General features: G+C 34.6%; 13 protein-coding genes and 5 tRNA genes. 11 read left to right on the top strand and 7 right to left on the bottom strand.

Annotated elements, in window-relative coordinates; genetic code table 11:
* Window positions 1–105: 105 nt before the first annotated feature.
* Both AC1Q7L_RS11675 and ligA read right to left on the bottom strand, forming a co-directional pair.
* A complete protein-coding gene (locus AC1Q7L_RS11675) occupies window positions 106–2,394 on the bottom strand; it encodes a DUF7619 domain-containing protein (protein WP_492306099.1) in 2,289 nt (762 codons plus the stop codon).
* Window positions 2,395–2,492: 98 nt separating this feature from the next.
* A complete protein-coding gene (gene ligA, locus AC1Q7L_RS11670) occupies window positions 2,493–4,499 on the bottom strand; it encodes an NAD-dependent DNA ligase LigA (protein ID WP_492306098.1) in 2,007 nt (668 codons plus the stop codon).
* A 241-nt stretch (window positions 4,500–4,740) separates the two neighbouring features.
* Between ligA and AC1Q7L_RS11665 the strand changes: the two genes are divergently transcribed.
* The 9 genes from AC1Q7L_RS11665 to AC1Q7L_RS11625 all read left to right on the top strand — a co-directional run bounded on the left by AC1Q7L_RS11665 (window position 4,741) and on the right by AC1Q7L_RS11625 (window position 18,873).
* Window positions 4,741–7,830 carry a TonB-dependent receptor gene (locus tag AC1Q7L_RS11665; protein WP_492306097.1) on the top strand — a complete coding sequence of 1,030 codons (3,090 nt, stop codon included), beginning with the start codon at window positions 4,741–4,743 and terminating at the stop codon, window positions 7,828–7,830.
* A 174-nt stretch (window positions 7,831–8,004) separates the two neighbouring features.
* The gene (locus tag AC1Q7L_RS11660) at window positions 8,005–8,751 is read left to right on the top strand and encodes a glycerophosphodiester phosphodiesterase family protein (RefSeq protein WP_492306096.1); all 747 of its coding nucleotides are present in this window, start codon (window positions 8,005–8,007) and stop codon (window positions 8,749–8,751) included.
* Between the two features lie 384 nt (window positions 8,752–9,135).
* Window positions 9,136–12,111, top strand: coding sequence for a SusC/RagA family TonB-linked outer membrane protein (locus tag AC1Q7L_RS11655; RefSeq protein ID WP_492306095.1), 2,976 nt, complete (start codon window positions 9,136–9,138; stop codon window positions 12,109–12,111).
* A gap of 11 nt (window positions 12,112–12,122) precedes the next feature.
* Window positions 12,123–13,571 (top strand): SusD/RagB family nutrient-binding outer membrane lipoprotein, encoded by a 1,449-nt coding sequence (locus AC1Q7L_RS11650; RefSeq protein ID WP_492306094.1) that lies wholly within the window; start codon window positions 12,123–12,125, stop codon window positions 13,569–13,571.
* Between the two features lie 217 nt (window positions 13,572–13,788).
* A complete protein-coding gene (locus AC1Q7L_RS11645) occupies window positions 13,789–15,354 on the top strand; it encodes a calcineurin-like phosphoesterase C-terminal domain-containing protein (protein WP_492306093.1) in 1,566 nt (521 codons plus the stop codon).
* Window positions 15,355–15,670: 316 nt separating this feature from the next.
* Window positions 15,671–16,384 carry a 3-ketoacyl-ACP reductase gene (locus AC1Q7L_RS11640; protein WP_492306092.1) on the top strand — a complete coding sequence of 238 codons (714 nt, stop codon included), beginning with the start codon at window positions 15,671–15,673 and terminating at the stop codon, window positions 16,382–16,384.
* A gap of 338 nt (window positions 16,385–16,722) precedes the next feature.
* Window positions 16,723–17,550: a 50S ribosomal protein L11 methyltransferase gene (gene prmA, locus AC1Q7L_RS11635; protein ID WP_492306091.1), complete on the top strand. Its 828-nt coding sequence runs from the start codon at window positions 16,723–16,725 to the stop codon at window positions 17,548–17,550.
* Window positions 17,551–17,569: 19 nt separating this feature from the next.
* Window positions 17,570–18,415 (top strand): SH3 domain-containing protein, encoded by an 846-nt coding sequence (locus tag AC1Q7L_RS11630; RefSeq protein WP_492306090.1) that lies wholly within the window; start codon window positions 17,570–17,572, stop codon window positions 18,413–18,415.
* A gap of 17 nt (window positions 18,416–18,432) precedes the next feature.
* The gene (locus AC1Q7L_RS11625; protein WP_492306089.1) at window positions 18,433–18,873 is read left to right on the top strand and encodes a hypothetical protein; all 441 of its coding nucleotides are present in this window, start codon (window positions 18,433–18,435) and stop codon (window positions 18,871–18,873) included.
* Between the two features lie 285 nt (window positions 18,874–19,158).
* On the opposite strand, the gene AC1Q7L_RS11620 is transcribed toward AC1Q7L_RS11625, so the two are convergent.
* Window positions 19,159–19,232 (bottom strand) — tRNA-Arg (locus AC1Q7L_RS11620).
* 32 nt (window positions 19,233–19,264) lie between these two features.
* A tRNA-Pro gene (locus AC1Q7L_RS11615) sits at window positions 19,265–19,339 on the bottom strand.
* A 380-nt stretch (window positions 19,340–19,719) separates the two neighbouring features.
* Between AC1Q7L_RS11615 and AC1Q7L_RS11610 the strand changes: the two genes are divergently transcribed.
* Window positions 19,720–20,049 carry a hypothetical protein gene (locus tag AC1Q7L_RS11610; RefSeq protein WP_492306088.1) on the top strand — a complete coding sequence of 110 codons (330 nt, stop codon included), beginning with the start codon at window positions 19,720–19,722 and terminating at the stop codon, window positions 20,047–20,049.
* Between the two features lie 50 nt (window positions 20,050–20,099).
* On the opposite strand, the gene AC1Q7L_RS11605 is transcribed toward AC1Q7L_RS11610, so the two are convergent.
* From AC1Q7L_RS11605 to AC1Q7L_RS11595, 3 genes are all read right to left on the bottom strand, one after another.
* Window positions 20,100–20,173 (bottom strand) — tRNA-Arg (locus AC1Q7L_RS11605).
* 32 nt (window positions 20,174–20,205) lie between these two features.
* A tRNA-Pro gene (locus tag AC1Q7L_RS11600) sits at window positions 20,206–20,280 on the bottom strand.
* Between the two features lie 27 nt (window positions 20,281–20,307).
* Window positions 20,308–20,392: transfer RNA gene (locus AC1Q7L_RS11595), tRNA-Ser, on the bottom strand.
* 136 nt (window positions 20,393–20,528) lie between these two features.
* On the opposite strand from AC1Q7L_RS11595, the gene AC1Q7L_RS11590 reads away from it, so the two are divergent.
* Complete coding sequence (locus AC1Q7L_RS11590; protein WP_492306087.1) at window positions 20,529–21,557, top strand: N-acetylmuramoyl-L-alanine amidase; 1,029 nt, start codon at window positions 20,529–20,531, stop codon at window positions 21,555–21,557.
* Window positions 21,558–21,604: the final 47 nt, after the last annotated feature.

The raw sequence follows: 21,604 nt of genomic DNA, 5'->3' as shown, positions 1-21,604 counted from the left end.
TTTTATTTAAATTTTTATTAATTTTTGGCTGATTTGAAAATTTTTAAGCCACAAAAAAAGACTGCCTTTAAAGACAGTCTTGTATTTTATAATTTATTTTTTGAATTAATTCTTAATAAATTTCTGAGTCATCGTTTTATCTTTTGTAGATAATTTAATGATATAATTTCCTTTCGAAAGTTCAGAAACATTGACCGAATTGTCTGTTACACTTGCCGAATTCAAAATTCTTCCGGCAACATCGTAAATTTCTGCTTTCACGATTTTTTCTTTTGATTTAATAAACAAAACATCTTTTACAGGATTCGGATAAATGCTGAACTGAGTTTTATCATTATTGATTTCAGAAGTTGCTAATACATTCTGAACCGTTGTTGTATAAGTATTCGTAATGATTGGATGGTTGTAATCAAAATAAATATTCGCTTTATTACTGAAGCTGTCGCCAAGGTTTAAAGTAGATTTTGTTTTAATTTTAAATGAAACATATCCGTCATTAGTCGCATTATTAAATGGAAGCTGGATGTTTTCAAAGATAAATTCTACAGTATTTGGATTTGTAATTCTCGTTACAAAATTATGACTTCCGTTCAGTATAACTAAACTTGATATGTCGAATTTAGAAGTATCAATAACATCTTTTACAACAATGTTTTGTGCATTTGCTGTTCCAGTATTTTCAAATCGGATTAAGTAATGAACGTAATCTCCGACCTGAGCCTGGGTAATAGAAGCTCCTTCAAGACAAGTTTTATCATTCGGGTCAAAAGAATTGACAACCGTTTGGTTTAATGTAAATGTGTTGTCTAAAGGCGTTTCATCAGTTCCGGCATTGATTTGAGCTGTGTAATGTAGTATATCTCCACCATTCAAAGCCGGTGTTTGCGTTGGAGTATTTAAAGTAAATGTAACTGTTATTTCTCTTGTTTCAAATGGTAAAAGATTGGTGAAATTCCAGCTTAAAACTCCTGTTGATTGAGAATTTGGCGCGAGTGTGGAATTTAAATAATTCATCAAATTATCATTATAATTGAAAGCAAAAGTTCCTGATTGCGTTGTTGTTCCCTTATTTTTGTAAATGATTTTATATTTAGCATCAAAGCCAGGAACTGCAGCAACTATCGGAAAAATTAGAACTTCAAGATCATTGTGACTTCCATTCGCAGACATACAGAAGTTTTGGTTAAAGGGGCTTGTTTGTGCAGGAAAATTCGCGGTTATACTTGTTGGCGAAAAATTAAAATAAGTTGGGTTTTCTAACACAGGTGTAATTGTATGATTACCGGTTTGAACAGGAATTGAATAATTTCCTGAAGCATCTGCTATCATATTTCCGGAATTAAAGCCATTCGTTATTGAGAATTTTTGAAACGCTTTTATAGGATCATTGATATCACAACCATTGTTATTCAAATCATATTTCGTGCTTCCCTGCATTGTGTAAAAATTCCCTCCGGGAGTGAAAGAACAGTATGAATTTAATACAACATTAGGTTGATTGTAAGAATATACAACCAGTGCATTTATCATTGCCAGCTCAAAATCATCAACACATATATAATGTAAATTTGGGGTGTTTGAAAAAATAGGAGTTGCTCCTTGATCATAATTATTTTTTCCATTCTTAATATTAAAGCTTATAAGATTAGGATTATTAGAGAAATTAAAATTGCCAAGCTTTGTGAGTTGCCCGGCATCAATTGTAGTGAATAGATTATTATTAATGTATAAATTCACCAAATTAGGAGTTTCCTCCAGCGAAATTGCTGTAAGTTTATTATTTGTAGCCGAGATATTTAGTAAATTATTGTTGTTATTTAAAATTAGTGTTGTAATTAAATTATTATTACATTCTAGGGTCATCAGATTTGGAAAATTAGAAATATCAACTGATACTAATTGATTTCCACTACAGGAGAGAGTTTGCAGATTTGGTGTGCTAATAACTGAGAAATTAGTAAGTTGATTATTAGCGATAGTTAGATTCTGCAGACTACTTAAATTATCAATAGAAAGAGCCGTAAGATTATTATTGGCTACATGTATAACTTCAAGATTGGATAATCCTGATATTTGTAGATTTGTCAGAGCATTACTAAAAGCAGATAAAGACTTAAGATTAGCAAACTGATTAATACCTGTAAGATCAGTAATCATATTACCAGTTTGGCCGGGAATAAAGAGCTTGGATACATTCAATGCTTCTGAAACCTGAATTTCTTGATCTCCATTGGTATCAATCTTTATGTTATTATTGTTAATATCCTGAGCAATACTATTGGTAACATTTGCTGCTAATAATTTTGCTTTAAAAACAGGATCCGGAATATTCACAATCTGCGCCTTAAGCCCAGAAAACAAAATCATAAATACGATTAAGTAGATTTTTTTCATGTATTATTAGTTAGTAGTTATTTTTTTAATTAAGTGGCAAAAATAAGCCATTGAAACTGAATCTCAATGGCTTATTATGTTAAATGTTTTCTGAAAATCTATTGTTTTTCAATCAAATCCAAAAACTGTTGTTCATCCAGAATCTCAATCGTTCCGATGTCCTGAGCTTTTTTTAATTTGCTTCCTGCTTTTTCCCCAACAACAAGGAAATTCAGGTTTTTAGATACAGCAGAAATGTTTTTTCCACCGTGTTTTTCTACCATATCTTCCGCAGATTCTCGTGTGAATAAAGATAATTTCCCTGTGAAAAGGAAAGTTTTTCCGTCTAAAACATTAGATAAAACCTCATTCGTATTTTCTCCTTTTTCAAGCTGAACGCCGTAAGATTTCAAACGTTCAAGCATCAAAATATTTTCAGAATTTGCGAAGAAATCAACGATACTTACTGCGATTTTGGTTCCGATATCTTCAACCTGACAAAGTTCTTCTGCTGTTGCTGCTTTTAAATCATCGATCGTAGAGAAATTTTTGACTAATTTCTTCGCAACCGTTTCTCCGACGTGTTTTATACCAATTCCATACAAAACTTTTTCAAACGGAATTTCTTTAGAATTTTCGATTCCGGTGATAATATTTTGGGCAGATTTTTCCGCCATTCTTTCTAAAGGAAGAAGTTGCTCTTTCGTTAAAGTATAAAAATCAGCAGGATTTTCAACTAATTTTTCTCTGTAAAGTTGTTCGATCGTTTCACTTCCCAAATTGTCGATGTTTAAAGCTTTTCTTGAAACATAATGAATCATTCTTCCCACAACCTGTGGTGGACAATGAAGTTCATTCGGACAAAAATGAATCGCCTGATCAATAATTTTCACTAATTCTGTTCCGCATTCAGGACAGTTTTTAATGTATTCGATCTCTTTGCTTTCGGAAGTTCTTTTTTCTGTGTTTATGCCTACAATTTTAGGAATAATTTCACCTCCTTTTTCTACATAAACGAAATCATTTTCATGAAGATCTAGTTTTTTGATAATATCTTCATTATGCAGAGAAGCTCTTTTTACAATCGTTCCGGCTAATAAAACAGGCTTTAAATTGGCAACAGGAGTAATCGCTCCAGTTCTTCCGACCTGATAAGCAACGCTTTTTAATTCCGTTTCTACTTTTTCAGCTTTAAATTTATAAGCCATTGCCCAACGTGGAGATTTTGCGGTATATCCAAGCTGTCTTTGTTGTTGTAACGAATTGACTTTTAAAACAATTCCGTCAATTTCAAAAGGTAAATTATGACGTTCTGTATCCCAGAAATTGATAAATTCTTTCACTTCATCCATCGTAGAACAAAGTTTTGCCTGTTGTGAGGTTTTGAAACCCCATCCTTGCGCTTTTTGAAGCAGCTCCCAATGTGTTTCTGCAGGAACTTCTTCCGAAATATATTGATATAAAACCGAAGAAAGAGAACGTTTTCTTACTTCTGCGCTGTCTTGCATTTTCAAACTTCCGCTTGCAGTATTTCGAGGATTCATAAAAGGATCTAAACCTTCTTCTTCACGCAGTTTATTAAGTTTATCGAAATTTTTTCTTGTTAAATAAATCTCTCCACGCATGAAAAACTGACTTGGAAAATCTCCTTTTAATGTCAAAGGAATATCCGAAATCGTTCTCACGTTTGCTGTGATCTCATCTCCCTGAAAACCGTCTCCACGTGTTACTGCCTGAACCAATTTTCCGTTTTCGTATAGAATGGAAATGGAGGCACCGTCATATTTTAATTCAGCTACAAATTCTACAGGATCATCAATCGTTTTAATGATTCTTTTTTCCCAATCTTCAAGATCATCAAAATCATAAGAATTATCCAAAGAATACATCCTGAATTTATGCTGAATGGTCGGGAAATTCTTAGTTACAGCCCCACCAACACGTAAAGTCGGAGAATTGATATCATTAAATTCCGGATACTGTGCTTCAAGATCTTGAAGTTCTTTTAATTGAGTATCAAATTCAAAATCTGAGATGGTGGCCTCATCAAGGATGTAGTAATTGTAATTATGCTGATGTAGCTCTTCGCGGAGCTTTTCTATCTTTTGTTGAATGTTTTCAGGCATTGCTATTCTATCTTTTAAGCAAAAATAACTAAACTAATTGCATTTAAAAAAATAAGACAATTAAATATTGTGAGAAAATTAATATCGCGTAACATATTCCAACGAATTGATTTTGTTTAGAATAAATTTCATGTTAAAACTAATTTAACATAATGTTGTAATAAAGTTTAAAAAACGTTAAAACTCCCGTAAACAGACGGCTCATAAAGTCAGGATACCTTTGCACAGCTAATTTGAAGATATGAAAAAAGTAAAGATTGTATTAGGGTTATTGTTTTTGAGTTTTGGGACGGTAGCGTATGCACAAACAACACAAGCTTCTATTTTGGGAAAGGTTATCAATACGGGAAACAGTGCTCAGGAGAAAGTAAAAGTGACGATCATAAATGAGTCCACAGGTTTCAGAACGGAAACCGAAACCAATTCAAAAGGAGAGTATATTTTTAAAGAAATTCCTCTTGGTGGACCTTACACGGTGATCGTAAATGATGAGAAAAAAGAGGGATACACTGTGAATTTTGGTGATCAGGTGACGGTAAATGTTGACTTGGCAAATAGAGAAAAAACCATCGAAGAAGTTGTCATCACAGGAAATCTGAAAAATAAAATCGGAAATTTAGGTGCTGCAACAGCTATTTCTGCAAAGAATATCGGTATTTTACCGGTAAACGGAAGAAATTTCACCAACCTTACAGAACTTTCTCCATTAAGTGGAAAAGGAGGAAACTTGTCCGGACAATTAGGATCTTCTACCAACTTTACGATCGACGGGATGACCGCGAAAAACCCAACATCTGCAGGAGCGACAACAAGCCGAAGCGGTGCACCTTTTTCAATCTCGATTGAAGCGGTTCGTGAATTTAAAATTACAACCAACCAATATGATGTGACGCTTGGAAGAAGTGGTGGAGGTACGGTAAGCGCCGTTACAAAATCTGGAACGAACAAATTTTCAGGAAGTGCTTGGGAATATCTGAGAACAAATTGGCTTTCAAGTCTATATGATATCAGAGGAAATAAAAGAACGAATGATTTCTCAACGTCTCAGTTCGGATTTTCATTGGGAGGACCAATTATTAAAAATAAATTACATTTTTTCGTAGCTTGGGATCATCAGTTGGATTCAAGGCCGTTGGTGATTGCGGATGTTCAATCTAAAGAAGATGCGTTGAGATTTGGAGTTACGAATGAAACGCTTAACCAAGTTTTAGACATTGGAAGAGCAAAATACGGTATTGGAAACTCACCACAATTCGGGACTTTTGATAAAGTAAGAAATTCTGATGCCGGATTTTTACGTTTAGACTGGCAGATTAACCCTAAAAACTTGTTAACCATAAGGAATAACTTTACTTACGATTTAAATAAAAACGGGTTGGCAGATAACACAGCGATCAATTTCTTTGAATCTTACGGTAATGATAAAAACTTAGACAACAGTTTGTTACTGACTTTGAGGTCAAATTTAAAGCCGAATATGACCAACGAATTAAAGGCTCAATATTTATATACGCAACAGGATAGTTATCAGAATGACGAGTTGGGACATGCGGTTCCAAGAGGAATCGTAGAACGTGTGCAATCGGTTATTGATGAAAAGAATAAGCCGACAACAAGTATTCAGTTTGGAGGACATCGTTTTGGTCAAGAGGGCTTTAGAAATAATGTTTTCCAGATTGTGGATAACTTATATTACAACACGGATAAAATTAAATATACTTTCGGTGCAGATTTGATGTACACAGGTTCAAAATCAATATACGGAAGTGAGGTTAACGGAAGATTTCATTTTGATGGGTTAACCAATTTTAATAACCTTGTTTCAAACAGGTTTTACAGAGAAGTTCCTTTGGTAGATGATACTTCTGTAAGATCTAGTATCTGGAATGTTGGTGTTTATGGGCAAATTCAGACTAAAATTGCAAAAGGTTTAGATTTAATGGCTGGTTTAAGATTAGATTACGGAGGTTATCCGAAAGCTGAACTTAACCAAAAGTTACTTGATGAAATGGGTATTAGAACGGATAATCAGATTAAATCATTTATTATTCAGCCAAGATTTCAGTTTGAGTGGAATATCAATGAGGGAAATAAAGATTTCTTAAAATTCGGAGCCGGAATTTTCTCTTCTGACATTAATAATTATATGGTTATCAATAACTTGGTTTTTGATGGAAAACATTTGGCAACGGTAGATGTTAATCCTTCAAAAATTGGCTTGACTCCTGATTTTGTAAACTATAGAAATGATTACGGAACAGTTCCTACACTTTCTCAGTATCAGCTTCCAACGATCAATTATACTGGAGAAGATGCTAAAATTCCAATCGTTTACAAAGCAAATATTTCTTACACTCACTTCTTTAATGAAAGATTCAGAGCGGGAGTTGCGGGTTATATGGCTTTAGGAAGAAACAATTATTTCTATTATGACAGAAACATGCAGGCAAATCCTTTTTTCACGTTGAATAATGAAGGCGGAAGAGGAGTATTTGTTCCTGTAAATACGATAGATCCTACAAATGGAAAAATTGATTGGAAAGAGGGGACAATCAACAAAAAATTCGGAAGAGTGTTGGAACTTGTGAGTGACGGTAAAGTAAACCAGTTCTCGTTCGTGGTTGACACAAGTTACCGTTATTGGAGAGACGGAGAAATTACCGCAAGTTATACATGGTCTGATATTAAGGACAATACGTCTTACAATGGAAACGTTGCCAATTCAGCGACATTGTCTACGCTTGTTCAGAGTGATCCGAGAGACTTGAGAATGACGTATTCGGATAATCAGTTCCGTAATAAAGTCGTGTTGTATGGTAACTCGCCAACGATTGCAGGATTTACAATCGGTTTAAGATATTCAGGAATTGGAGGAACGCGTTTCTCTCTGACTTCCGGAGGTAATATTAATGGAGATTTCGTTGATACTAATGATTTGGCGTATATTTTCCCGAATCTTACTCAGCCTTTGCTTGATGATCCAGAAGTTGGAAAAGCGTTAAAAAATTACATTACCGATTACAATAACAATATTGCAGAAAGAAATGGTGGTAAAAACGGATTTTATGGAGTTTGGGACATTCGTGTAGCGAAAAAAATTAAATTTGATAAAATCGGAGCATTTGAGCTTTCGGTTGATATTTTTAACCTAGCCAATTTGTTGAACAAAGAATGGGGTGTAAACAAATCATACGGAAATACAGCATTGTACAGAATTGACAAGTTTGACCCGATTACAAAACAATTTGTGTATTCTAAAAACACCAGTGGTTTAGCACCTTTATCTGGAAATCCATACCAAATTCAAATTGGAGCAAAGTATAGTTTCTAAACAAAATATATAATGGTGAATGGTGAATTTTGCTTTGCAAGTCAATTGCTAATTATAAAACATTTACTTTAAAAATTGACAACGAAGTTAATTCACTATTGACCATTCACTTTTAAAATTATTACCTTTATCTAAAAGTCTCACGGCTTTTTAATATTAATATCTAATTATATTATGAAAAATTTTATCTTAGGGTTAGCAGTTTTAAGCACAGTTTCAATGAAGGCACAAACCCAGATTATCGCACACAGAGGTTATTGGCAGACGCAACCTCCGACAACGGAAAATTCAATTAAATCATTAGAAAATGCCCAGAATTTAAAAATTTATGGAGCTGAGTTTGATGTGAGAATGACGAAAGACGGTGTTTTGGTCATCAATCACGATGAGCATCATGCAAAAATGGAGATTTCTGAAACCAATTTTAAGGATTTAGAAAAAGAGAAATTATCAAACGGTGAAAATTTCCCTACGTTAAAAGATTATTTAAAACAAGGAAAAAAAGACAAATCGTTGAAGCTGATTGTTGAGATCAAGCCTGATAAAACAAAAGAAAAAGAAGATGAATTGACAGCGAAAACGATCAAAATGATCAAAGATATGAAGCTGGAATCTCAAAGTGAATTCATTTCTTTCAGCTTAAATATTTGTAAAGAAATCAAAAAATTGGCACCTACATTTAAAGTTCAATATCTGAACGGAGAATTGTCACCTGAACAAATCAAAAAAGAAGGTTTAGACGGAATCGATTACCATTACAGCGTTTTCGATAAAAACCCAACATGGATTTCTGAAGCGAAAGCATTAGGGTTAATCACTAATTCCTGGACGGTAAATGACACTGCGGTTTATGACAAATTAAAAGCTCAGGGAATCGGTTTTATCACGACAAACATTCCTGATCAATTAAAAAATAAGTAATTCTTTATTAAGATTAAACGTTAAGCAAATTTTCCAAAAATAAAGCTTAAATTAATAATCTTAATGATTTCAATAAATAATCCACCTGTCTCTTTTTGAGGCAGGTTTTTGTTTTTTAAATCAATTTATTTAAAAATTAAACATTCAAAAACCTCTTTAATAAAGGAAAAAATTATTATATCAAAAAAGGACAATAAAACTAAGTAAATATAGTATGCTATTCATATTAAAAATGCTTAATTATTTAACCTGTTGTTAACCAAATGAGTGTGATTTTTGTTAATCATAAGTTAATATTTTGTTTAATATTTCTTTAATAAATGTTAAAGTCTTGTTAAGATCGTAGTCAGAATGTCGGTCTAATTTTGCGCAAACAAAAAAGGTATGCGTAAAGAGACACAAAAGTTGTTGGTTTTGTCACTGCTCGGGCTCGTCAGTGTCAGTCTGACAGCTCAGGAGAAAGCTAAAAGAGACACTATTAAAAACATTGACGAGGTTGTGGTAACGGCTTTAGGTATCAAAAGACAAGACAGATCTTTGGGATATGTTGCCGAAACCATTAAGTCCGAGGAATTATTAAGAACTCAGAACAATAACTGGTCACAGGCATTGGAAGGAAGAGTTGCCGGTCTGAAAATTCAAACAGCAGGAGCCGGGCCTTTGGGAAGTTCTACCATCAAATTGCGTGGTGATATTTCCATGAATGCGAGTGAGAATAACGCTCTTATCGTTATAGATGGTGTTCCGATGAATAATAACACAACAGGAACAGGTTTTTCGGCTTATGGCGCAGGTTCTAAAGCAGATTTGCCAATCGACTACGGAAACGGAATTAATACAGTAAATCCTGATGATATTGAATCCATTACGGTCTTAAAAGGTTCTACAGCATCCGCTTTATATGGTTCTAGAGGAGCAGGTGGAGCAATCATGATCACCACAAAATCCGGAAAAAGCAAGAACGGAAAAATACAGGTTTCTTTAAATTCTTATTCAAGTTACGATACCGTGTTGAAATGGCCGGATTATCAGTATGAATACGGTCAGGGAACGATGCAGAAAGACGCCAACGGAAACTATTTTTATTCTTATCAGGTTTCGGCAGACGGGCTTAATACTGGGGGAACAAGTAGTGCTTTCGGACCGAAATTCGCGGGACAGTATTTTTTCCAATATGATCCGGCAACGGAAGGTCAAAGTGCGACAAGACAACTGTGGCAGCCTTACAAAGACAATATCAAAGGTTTCTGGAAAACAGGAACAACATTCTCAAACAATATTTCATTAGAATCTTCGAACGAAACGACATCTTTCAGGTCATCTTTAACCTATTTAAAGAATGAATGGATGATGCCAAACACGGGTTTCGACAGATTTAATGCAGCTTTTTCAGTTGATCATAAATTAAGTGAGAAATTAAAAATCGGGATTAAATTCAATTATAATAAAACTAAGAGTGACAACTTGCCTGCAACGGGTTACAGCAACCAGTCGATCTCTTATTTCATGATCTTCCAAAATCCGAATGTTGATTTATCTTGGTACGCGCCGATCTGGAAATCAGGGAAAGATCAGGTTGATCAGATTCACCCGTTCAGTTCGTTTATCGATAATCCATATTTGATTGCTTACGAAATGCTGAATGGTGTTGATAAAAACTTCATCACAGGAAACGTAAACCTTAATTATAAAATTACTAAAAACTTCGAAGTGTTGGTGAGATCCGGAATGGAATTAACCAACGAACTGCGTACCCAAAAAAGACCTTGGAGCTCTGCAAACTATCTTCAGGGAATGTATAGAGAACAGCACATCAGGTTGATGGATTTAAATAATGATATCTTATTTACGTATAAAAATAAATTCAACGACTTTGATTTCAGTGCATCGGTAGGAGGAAATATCCGTTACACAGAATACACGATGAATGATTATCTGGCAGACGGACTTCTGAAACCGGGACTTTATACAATGCCAAACGGAATTTCAAACATCAATAAATTTGCAAAACCAAGTGATAAGCAGGTTAACAGTACGTATGCTTTGGCAACTTTAGGGTATAAAAACAAAGCTTTCTTAGATCTTACGGCAAGAAATGACTGGAGCAGTACGCTTCCGCAAGAGAACCGTTCTTACTTCTATCCATCGGTTTCTACATCGTTCATTCTTTCAGATATTTTCAAGTTAACGTCTGATAAATTTAATTATTGGAAATTAAGAGCTTCATGGTCTACAGTCGGAAACGATACAGATCCTTATATGTTGATAAAATACTATAATAACAGTGATTTTTCAGGTTCTGTAGAATCTCCGGCGTTATATCCGAACCCGAATCTGAAGCCCAACATGATTACAAACATGGAAGCAGGGATGGATTTCAGTTTTATTAAAAACAGGATTAATTATTCCATAACGGCTTATCAAAACAATTCTAAAGATCAGATTGTAAAGATTCCGACATTATGGGAAACGGGTTACAGCAATAGAGTGATCAATGCAGGAGAGGTTAGAAACAGAGGGCTGGAAATGACTCTAAATACATATCCGATCAGAAATAAAAACTTTTCATGGAGCGTAAACGCCAACTGGTCTCTGAACAGAAATAAAATTCTTTCTCTTCCTGAAGAGTTCCACGGCGAGCCTTACACAATGGCAAGTGTAGGTGGAGTAGTATATTACAACGCATTTGTAGGTGGTTCATTGGGTGATATGTATGGTTATGGATTGATGTATTCTCCTGATGGACAGGTGATTTTCAACGCGAGCGACGGTTTAACAGCAAAACCTACTCAAATGAAGAAGATCGGAAACGCATATCCGGAATGGAGAGCAGGTCTTCAGAATGAATTCAGATATAAAAATATTACGGTAAGTTTCTCATTTGACGGTCAGTACAAAGGAATGGCATATTCACAGTCTCACCATAAAATGACAGAACAGGGGAAGTTAGAGCATACATTAATCGGAAGAGATAACCCTGGAGGTTTGATCGTTGGAGCAGGTGTTGTACAAAATCCTGATGGTTCATTCTCTCCCAATACAAAAGGAGTGTTGGCATCGGCTTATTACGCAGATTATTACAGAAGAGCCAACGTAGAAACGAATACTTTCGATACTTCTTTCATTAAATTAAGAGATGCCAGAATTTCATATTCTTTCCCGAAAACAGTGACCGAACAGCTTAAAATCACAGATCTGACTTTAGCATTATTCGGAAGAAATCTTTGGATGTGGACGAAGTTTCCATTATTCGATCCGGAAGCGGCAACGCTTAACGATAACCAGATTACTCCGGGAGTTGAGATGGGACAGTTGCCAACAGCAAGAACGGTAGGTATTCAGCTTAATGTTAAATTCTAAAATTTAAAATCATGAAAAAATTACTTTTAAATATTTTATTAATTACAGGAATTGGTTTTGTTTCAGTTTCTTGTGACAGGAATTTAGATGAGGTTAACGTTGATGAAAGTAGAGTCAATGAGCCAGTAGCTTCAAAATTATTAGTTCCGATTCAGTACAATATGTCTGCGATCAACTATATGAGAGCAAACGATTTCACATTTGATATCATGCAGGTTTCTCTTGATTTTCCGAACGAAGGAAACTCTCTGAGCCGTTATTATGTAACAGAAAATACAGGTGCAGGTTTTTGGAACAACAGCTACAAATGGCTGATGCAGATCAGTGATATGAAAAAAGCGGCAATAAGAGATAATGATGTTAATTATCAGGCAATTGCAATGGTTTTAAATGCTTGGGTTTATTCAAATCTTACGGATACTTACGGAGATGTTCCGTTTTCAGAAGCTTCTAATTTGGATGGAGGTATTTCTCAGCCGAAATTTGATAAGCAGAAAGATATTTATATTCAATTATTGAATGATTTAAAAGCCGCAAATTCACTTTTCGTTACTACAAAATTACTGACAGGTTCAGATCTTTTCTACAAAGCAGAATCCGATGCCAACGGAATTATAAACTGGAAAAAATTCTGTAACTCTCTTTCATTAAGATTATTGACAAGGATTTTAAAGAAAAACGGTGAAGTAAACGTTAATGAAAGAATTCAGGAGATCATCAATAATCCTTTGGTTTATCCGATTTTCCAGAGCAATGCTGAGACTGCAAAATTAAACGTAACCGGAGTTTCCCCACTTCTTCCTCCGATCGCCAGACCACAGGATTTCACAACAGGAAGAGCCGCTTCCGCATTTTTTGTTGAAACTTTAAAAGCAAATAATGACCCGAGAATGGCTTTGTTTTTTGGTCAGGCAAAAGATTTGGCAAGTGTAAATATTGGGTATAAAGGGGCTCCGTCAGGGTATACTTACGGAACGGTATTTAATTATCAGCCTTCTAACATGAATCAGAATTTGGCAAAAGCTCCATTAAATATTTTGATTTATCCATATGCAGAATTACAGTTCACCTTGGCAGAATTAGCAAACAAGGGAATTATTCCCGGAAGTGCGCAGACTTTCTACGAAAATGGGGTAAAAGCAACCATCGAGCAATGGGGTGCTGTGATGCCTGCTAATTATTTTACCAATCCGATTGTGGCATATGATGGTTCTTTAAACAAAATATATCTTCAAAAATACGTTGCTTTATTCTTTGTAGATCAACAGCAATGGTTTGAAAAAAGAAGAACAGGTTTCCCAATACTTCCCAACAATGGTGGGCTTTTAAATAACGGAGATCTTCCTCAAAGATTAATGTATCCTCCAAATCCAAAGGTTTTGAATACTGCCAATTATCAAACTGCAGTTCAGCAAATGGGTGGAGATAATATCAATCTTAAAACATGGTGGAATCAATAATAAGTTGAAAAATTTAAGTCAATAATTAAGCTAAGTTTAAATTAAAATATAAAAATTAACCACAAACTTAAGCATAAAAATTAACCACAAAGTTTGTCATTCCGTAGGAATCTAAACTAAGTTTTTCCAAGATTGTTGAGATCCTTTCAGGATGACAAAGAGGATGTGAAAATAAAACCACCTTAATAATTAAAATAAAATGAATATAAAATTTTTAATGCCTTGCTTACTAATTTCAGCAATGGCATTTTCTCAAACCTCTGTTTCAGGATATGTATTTGAAGACACTAACAAAAACCTGAAAAAAGAAAATAAAGAAAAAGGAATCGAAGGAGTAGCGGTTTCAAACGGAACTCAGGTAGTTTTGACTGATAAAAGCGGAAGATACAGCTTACCAATTCAGGAAAATCAGACGATTTTTGTGATCAAGCCTTCAGGTTATATGACGCCTGTCAATGGAAATAATTTACCTCAATATTACTATCAATATAAACCAAAAGGTTCACCTGCAGATTTCAAGTACAAAGGAACTGCGCCGACTGGAGAACTTCCAAAAGAATTAAATTTTGCATTAAACAAGCAAAACGAAAGCAAAAATTTCGACATTTTGGTTTTCGGAGATCCGCAACCTTACACAGAAAAGGAATTGGATTATTTCAAAAGATCGATTGTAAACGAGGTTAAAAACACCAAGAAAAATGCAGTATTGGGAATCAGTTTAGGTGACTTGGTTGGTGATAATTTAAGCTTACAAAAACCTTACGCAGATGTAATGAAAGAAGTTGGTTTGCCTTGGTACAATGTGATGGGTAACCACGATATGAACTACGATGCAAAAGAAGATTTGCTCTCAGACGAAACATTTGAATCTAATTTCGGACCTGCGAATTACTCTTTCAATTACGGAAATGTTCACTTCATTATTTTGGATGATATTTTGTATCCCGATCCAAGAGATGGAAAAGGATATTGGGGCGGTTTCCGTGAGGATCAGTTGAAATTCGTTGAAAATGATCTGAAATTGATTGATAAAAGCAAATTGGTTGTCGTTTCTTTCCATATTCCGTTGGATCATAAAAATGAAGATAATTTCAGAAATGCAGACCGTCAAAAATTATTTGATTATTTGACTCCTTTTCAAAATGCTCTGATTTTATCGGCTCATACACACATCCAACAGCAGATTTTCTACGGAAAACAAGCAGGTTGGAATGGTTCAAAAGATCTTCACGAATATAACGCAGGAACAACGTGCGGTGACTGGTGGTCAGGAACAAAAGACGATGCAGGATTGCCGACTTCAACCATGAGAGATGGGACTGCAAAAGGATATTCTTTCATCAGTTTTAATGATAATCAATATAAAGTTAAATACAAAACAGCCGGAAAACCGGAAGATTATCAGATAGGTTTATATGTTCCGAAAGCAATTCCTCATCCGGGCAGAACTTCCGCGAAAATCTTGGCTAATTTCTTCATGGGAAGCAAAAAAGACAAGGTAGAATACAGAATCGACGGCGATCAGTGGGAAACAATGGAGTACGACGAAACGTTGGATCCAAACTTTGTAATGTCAGTTTTCAAATGGGATGCTACTCCAAATCTTTTGCCTGGAAGAAGACCTTCAAACCCGGAAATGTCAAAACACATTTGGACGGGTGCTTTTCCTAAAAAATTAACATTAGGAAAGCATAAAGTTGAGGTGAAAGCAGTGGATATGTATGGGAATCAATTCACAACAACACAAGAATTTGAGGTTCAAAACCCTATTCTTATTCCTTAGTTTTTATTTTTTTTACTATACTTTCAAGAAACCGATTCCTTTTTGGAGTCGGTTTTATTTTTTTTTAAATTTAAATACAAATCTTTTTAAACACAAATAAACACAATTAAAAGGTGTGATACTATCAATAGGAACGGGCTTTAGCCCGTTTGTTGAGATTAACAATTCAATTGGCTTTAGCCAAAACTTAAAAATATTTAATTAAAATTTTTGTGGTTAATAAATTTGTGTAATCTGTGAAAAACATTTGTGCTCATTCGTGTTTAAACAAAAATGACTTTCGTAAATTTGCTTAAACGAATAAAATACTATCAAAATGAATATACAAGGAAAAAATGCCATCGTTACAGGCGGAGGAAGAGGTCTTGGTAAAGCGGTTGCTTTGGCATTGGCAAATGAAGGAGTAAATATCGGAATTACAGGTAGAAATGAAGAAAACCTTAAAATGACAGTTGATGAAATCCAAAAATTGGGAGTGAATGCATGTTATGCTGTTTTCAGTATGGATAATGAAATTCATGTAAAATCTGGAATTGAATCTCTGGCAGAGCAATTAGGCGGAGTCGATATTTTGATCAACAACGCAGGAATCGGAGACTTCGGAACAATCGAAGAAATGCCTTCTGAAACTTGGGAACAGGTGATTAAAACCAATCTTTTCGGAGTATATTATGCTGCAAAAGCAGTTCATCCTTTCATGAAAGCAAAAGGAGAGGGAGATATCGTCAACGTAGCATCCACAGCTGGATTAAAAGGCGGTCCGAATATGTCAGCATACGCAGCTTCAAAAGCAGCGGTAGTTTCTCTATCTCAATCGATGATGGCGGAGTGGAGAAAACAAAACATCCGTGTCATCACATTAACGCCAAGCACAATCGCTTCTGATATGTCGATCCAAGGTGGATTAACAGACGGTAATCCTGAAACCGTTCTTCAACCGGAAGATTTCGCAGAATGGGTAAGAGATATTTTAAAAATGAACAGAAGGGCTTTGATTGCAAACGGTTCTATTTTCTCTACAAATCCATAATTTAGAAATAATTTTCATATCAATAGGAGCGGGCTTTAGCCCGCTTTTTTATACATAAAACATCCTGGCTTTAGCCAAAAATTAAATAATAATTGTCTAGATCCTTCCAGGATGACAAACTGAATGGATAATCATGATGCGATCTTTGCTGAGTGAAACGCCTTTGCGAACTTAAAAACATAAAGCTTATCAAAAGAACTTTGTGCTCTTTGCGTTAAAAAAAGTAAACACTTCGACTCCACTCAGTGTGACATTCCCAATGCTAACAGTTTAAAAACAAAAAGTAATAATTACTTTAAATCAAAAAAGTAGTTTTATTTTTGCAACAAATTATTGACATGCAAAATTATTTAGAATTCGATTTCAAAATTTCTCCGCTTCAGCCTTGGAGCGATATATTAATGGCAGAGCTTATCGAGATAGGTTTTGACAGTTTCACAGAAGAATTGGAAGGTATTTTAGGATATATTCAGAAAGATTTATTTAAGGAAGAAGAACTTAAAGCATTACCACTTTTCCAGAATGAAGACGTTAAAATTGAATACACTTTCAAAGAAATGCCAAATATCAACTGGAACGAAGAATGGGAAAAGAATTTCGAACCAATAAATATCGATGATAAAGTATTGATCAGAGCAGAATTCCATGAATCTGTTCCGGGAATGCATGAAATTATAATTCAGCCTAAAATGTCTTTCGGAACGGGGCATCACCCAACAACGCATTTGATGATCCAACAGATGATGGATATCGATTTCAATGGCAAAAAAGTCTTAGATATGGGTTGTGGAACTTCGGTTTTGGCGATTTATGCCAAACAAATTGGAGCTGGAGATACAAAAGCGATCGATATTGATGAATGGTCAGTTGAAAATTCAAAAGAAAACGCTACAAGAAACAATGTAGAACTGGATATCGAGTTAGGAACTGCCGAAAACTTAGGAAAAGAAAATTACGATATTATTTTAGCGAATATCAACAGAAATATCTTGATTTCAGACATTCCAACTTATGTTTCTGTATTAAATGATGGCGGAAAATTATTACTTTCAGGCTTATGTTTCTTTGATGTGGACGATATTCTAGAAGTTTGTAAAGAAAACGGACTTGAATTGAAAAAACAACTTCAAAGAGAAGAATGGGTAAGTTTATTGCTTGAGAAATAAAACACTGCAAAATATTAATATGAAATCTTTATTTACAGTTTTATTTTTATTAATCATTCAATTCTTTTCTGCACAGGAGGAGGAAATTGCCTATGCCAACGGAATTTTTAATTTTGAAGAAAATAAAACTCAAAAAATATTCACAGATTGGACTAGAGTAAGACAGTCACCAAAGGTCGATGCTCAAATTCTGGATTCTTTGCAAACCAATCAACAGGTTTTGATCATTAAACAGGATGAAACTATTTTAAAATTAGGAGAGCGAAGAGCAAACTGGTATAAAGTATCCTATCAAAAAGACGATAAAACCTCAGAAGGGTACATCTGGGGCGGAAATCTTTGTGTAGGTTACAGAAATAAAAACGGTTATGATTTTCTTTTTGGCTTAACGAAAACAGTTAATAAAAAAGACAAGCAATATCCTGAAATTATTATTAATCAAAATATCGCTGCTGTAAAAGTAGTCGAAGGAAATACATTAATTGATGAGGTTTCCTTTGATACTGGTTCTGCAGAAAGTTTGAGCTATGGAACGTTTACTATTGAAAGTAATCATAAGCTTAATAATGTTGAATTAACCTTAAAAGCGATGGTTTCCGGTGAAGCTTGCGGAATTGCTAGTTATGATCAATATGTTCTTTTTAAGGACAAAAAACTGATTGCCCTGCCTCAATTGATGAATGTTGGTGATGCCGATGTTTATTATCACACCGAAGAATTTATTTTTCCAAACGACAAAGGCGGAATTCCAAATGCTTTTATCTTTAAAATGGAGGAAATGGAAAGAGACGATAAAGATCGTGAGAAAAAGAAAAAGTCCTCAAAGATCTATCTCTGGGACGGAAACTCTTATAAGTTGAAATAAATTTTAAAAAAATAAATATGAAAACCACTGTATATTTACGGTGGTTTTGCTTTTTATATAATACTATGAATTATTTTGTATACGGACTTGAGCATATTTATACTGATGAGACTCATACGGGATGTAAGTTTTTAGGATATTTTGACGACGCTGACAAAGCGGAAAAAGAAAAGCAAAGATTATTACATTTTCGCGGGTTTTCAGATTATCCCAACGATTTCTATTTGAAAAAAATTGGATTAAATAAAATAAATTGGCAAAACGGCTTTATAGATGTTGTAGGTGAAATAGGAAGAGATTATTTACCGGAAGATGATTTTGTTCCTGATTATAGTCAAATAATTAAAGAACTAGATTTAAAGACGGTCTTTAAAGTAAGCCATACTTATACAATTCATACATTTTTAGATGATGAACGAGAAATAGGCTTATTCTTTGATGAAAAAAATGGCAAATGATGTTGTTCATTTCCTCAGACAAAAAGATGGATTTAATAAGTATCCGGATGATTTTATAATTAGTGAAATTTTACTGAATGATTGGCAATGGAGTTCAGGATTTGGATAATGTCTGAAAATTGTCTGAAAAATCACAATGAGTTTTTGAAGCTTTTCCCGCTTTCCACTATATCTTTTGCTTCGCTTCGCTACACAAAAGGATGCCGTTGCAATCGGGGCTAGGTTTGTGTTTATTTAAAGATTTGTAATAAAACAAAAAAACCTCTCAAGATTGAGAGGTTTCTGTGAGCGCGTCAGGATTCGAACCTGAGACCGTCTGCTTAGAAGGCAGATGCTCTATCCAGCTGAGCTACGCACCCATTAAATAATTTTGAGAAAACTATTAAAACAGTCGGGGCGGCAGGATTCGAACCTGCGACCTCCTGGTCCCAAACCAGGCGCGATGACCGGACTACGCTACGCCCCGATTAGGTCATCTAAAACAACGAATATTACCTTGTTTTTTGTGGGTGCAAATGTATAGTTTTTTTTTGAATTATAAAAATAAAATTTCAAGAAAATAGCTAACGTCTTAAAAATGAAACAATTTTTCTTTTAATTAACTTTAATCATAACTAAGAATAACAATGAAATCTCGAAATCAAGTACTTTTAAGAGACTACTCATTTTTATTGTAGTAAACGCCTTTTTACCTTTTTCTACTCAAAGAAATTAATATGATTAATAATTTTAAAGAGAATGCAGGAGTCAAAATTTTAAATGAAAGTTTTCAATTGAAAATTAATGAAAAAAGAAAATTCTTTTAGAAAAACTTTATATTAGTATAAAACAGTATTTTTAATTGAAGTGAAATACCAAGAATTTAACTACAAAAACAAGCCAGAAATCGAGCAAATGCTAAATGATGGCCAGAATGTTTCCGAACTTATTATCGGAGCTATAAATGGTGTCGACGATCAGCAGTGGTTGGAAGAGCTTTGTATTAAATATATTCTTAATGAAGATTTCGGCATTGCCCGAACCGCGATATATGGAGTAGGTGATATTGCAAGGATTTACCGTAAATTATTAAATTTCGAAATAATAAAAGAAAAATTTACCCAAATTCAGGATCAAAGATTGAAATATGTAGTTGAGGATGTCGAAAATGATTTTGAAATATTTTTAAAAGAATAAAAAAGGCTTAAAAACAAAAAGACTCACAATTAAAATTATGAGTCTTTTTGTGAGCGCGTCAGGATTCGAACCTGAGACCGTCTGCTTAGAAGGCAGATGCTCTATCCAGCTGAGCTACGCACCCATTGAATAGTTTTGAGAAAACTATTAAAACAGTCGGGGCGGCAGGATTCGAACCTGCGACCTCCTGGTCCCAAACCAGGCGCGATGACCGGACTACGCTACGCCCCGAGTATAATATAAGGTAAAGAAAAAATGCGGAGGGTAAGGGATTCGAACCCTTGCGACACTTTCGCGTCGACAGTTTAGCAAACTGCTCCATTAACCACTCTGGCAACCCTCCTTTTTTCTTTAATTTTTAATGATCGTTGTTCTGTTATTGCGAGTGCAAATATAGAATAGATTTCTTTATTTACCAAATATTTTTCAAGAAAAATTTGCGTATTTTTGAGCTGATAAATGATTAAAAAAATAGACCAATGCGTAAAACATTATATATCATCGGATTAAGTGCTTTCGTTTTTTCGTGTACTCCACAACAAAATGCGAAAAAAAGTTCTTACAAACCGAAAACCCCAGTATCACAGCCAAAAACTGCAATAAAAACACAAACTCCTGAAAAACCAAAACCACAAATCACAAATGATCACGGTGTAGAATTTTTTACTACAAATATTGCAGATGCAGCTAAAAATGATAATACCGCGAGTTACGGTTCTATCGTTTCAGCAAAACCCGCAGGATATAAAGTAGTGAAAACGTATTTCCCTGCAATCGCTCAAAACTTCAGACAGAGATATCTTATCTTACATTATACGGCGTTACCGGATGATAAATCGATAACTGTGCTTAGCCAACAGGCTGTAAGTGCACATTATTTGGTAAATAACACTGGAGATAACGAGATCTATCAATTAGTAGATGAAAATAAACGTTCTTATCACGCCGGAGTAAGCTCTTGGAGAAATGATAAAAATCTTAATGATACTTCTATCGGAATTGAAATCGTAAATGCAGGTTACACCGCAGATGCAACAGGAAAGAAATTATTCGTTCCTTTCAGTGATGATCAGGTGAAAAAAGTGGCTGCTTTGGCAAAAGATATTATTACAAGATATCAGATTCCTGCAACTAATGTATTGGCACATTCAGATATTGCGCCTACCAGAAAGCAGGATCCAGGACCGTTTTTCCCATGGAAAAAACTTTACGATCAATATCAAATAGGAATGTGGTACGATGAAGCTTCAAAACAAAGCTATTATGATTTGGCGACATCTACAGATTTTACTGCAAAATACAATGATCCGACATTTATTTCAAGTGTTCAGACTCAATTGCAAAAATTTGGATATGGATTAGATCTAAGTGGAAAATGGGACGATGGTACCAAAAAAACAATTGAGGCCTTTCAATATCATTTCCGTCCGCAAAACTATGATGGAATTATGGATGCCGAAACATGGTCGATATTACAAGCTTTAAGTCTAAAATACCCTGTAAAATAAATATAAAGCGCATCGGTATGATGCGTTTTTGCTATATTTAAAACTAT

This window comes from Chryseobacterium sp. GW823-FHT05E08, from assembly GCF_058795655.1.
Note: the sequence above shows the minus strand (reverse complement) of the source record. Positions and strands in the feature narration are given on the sequence as shown.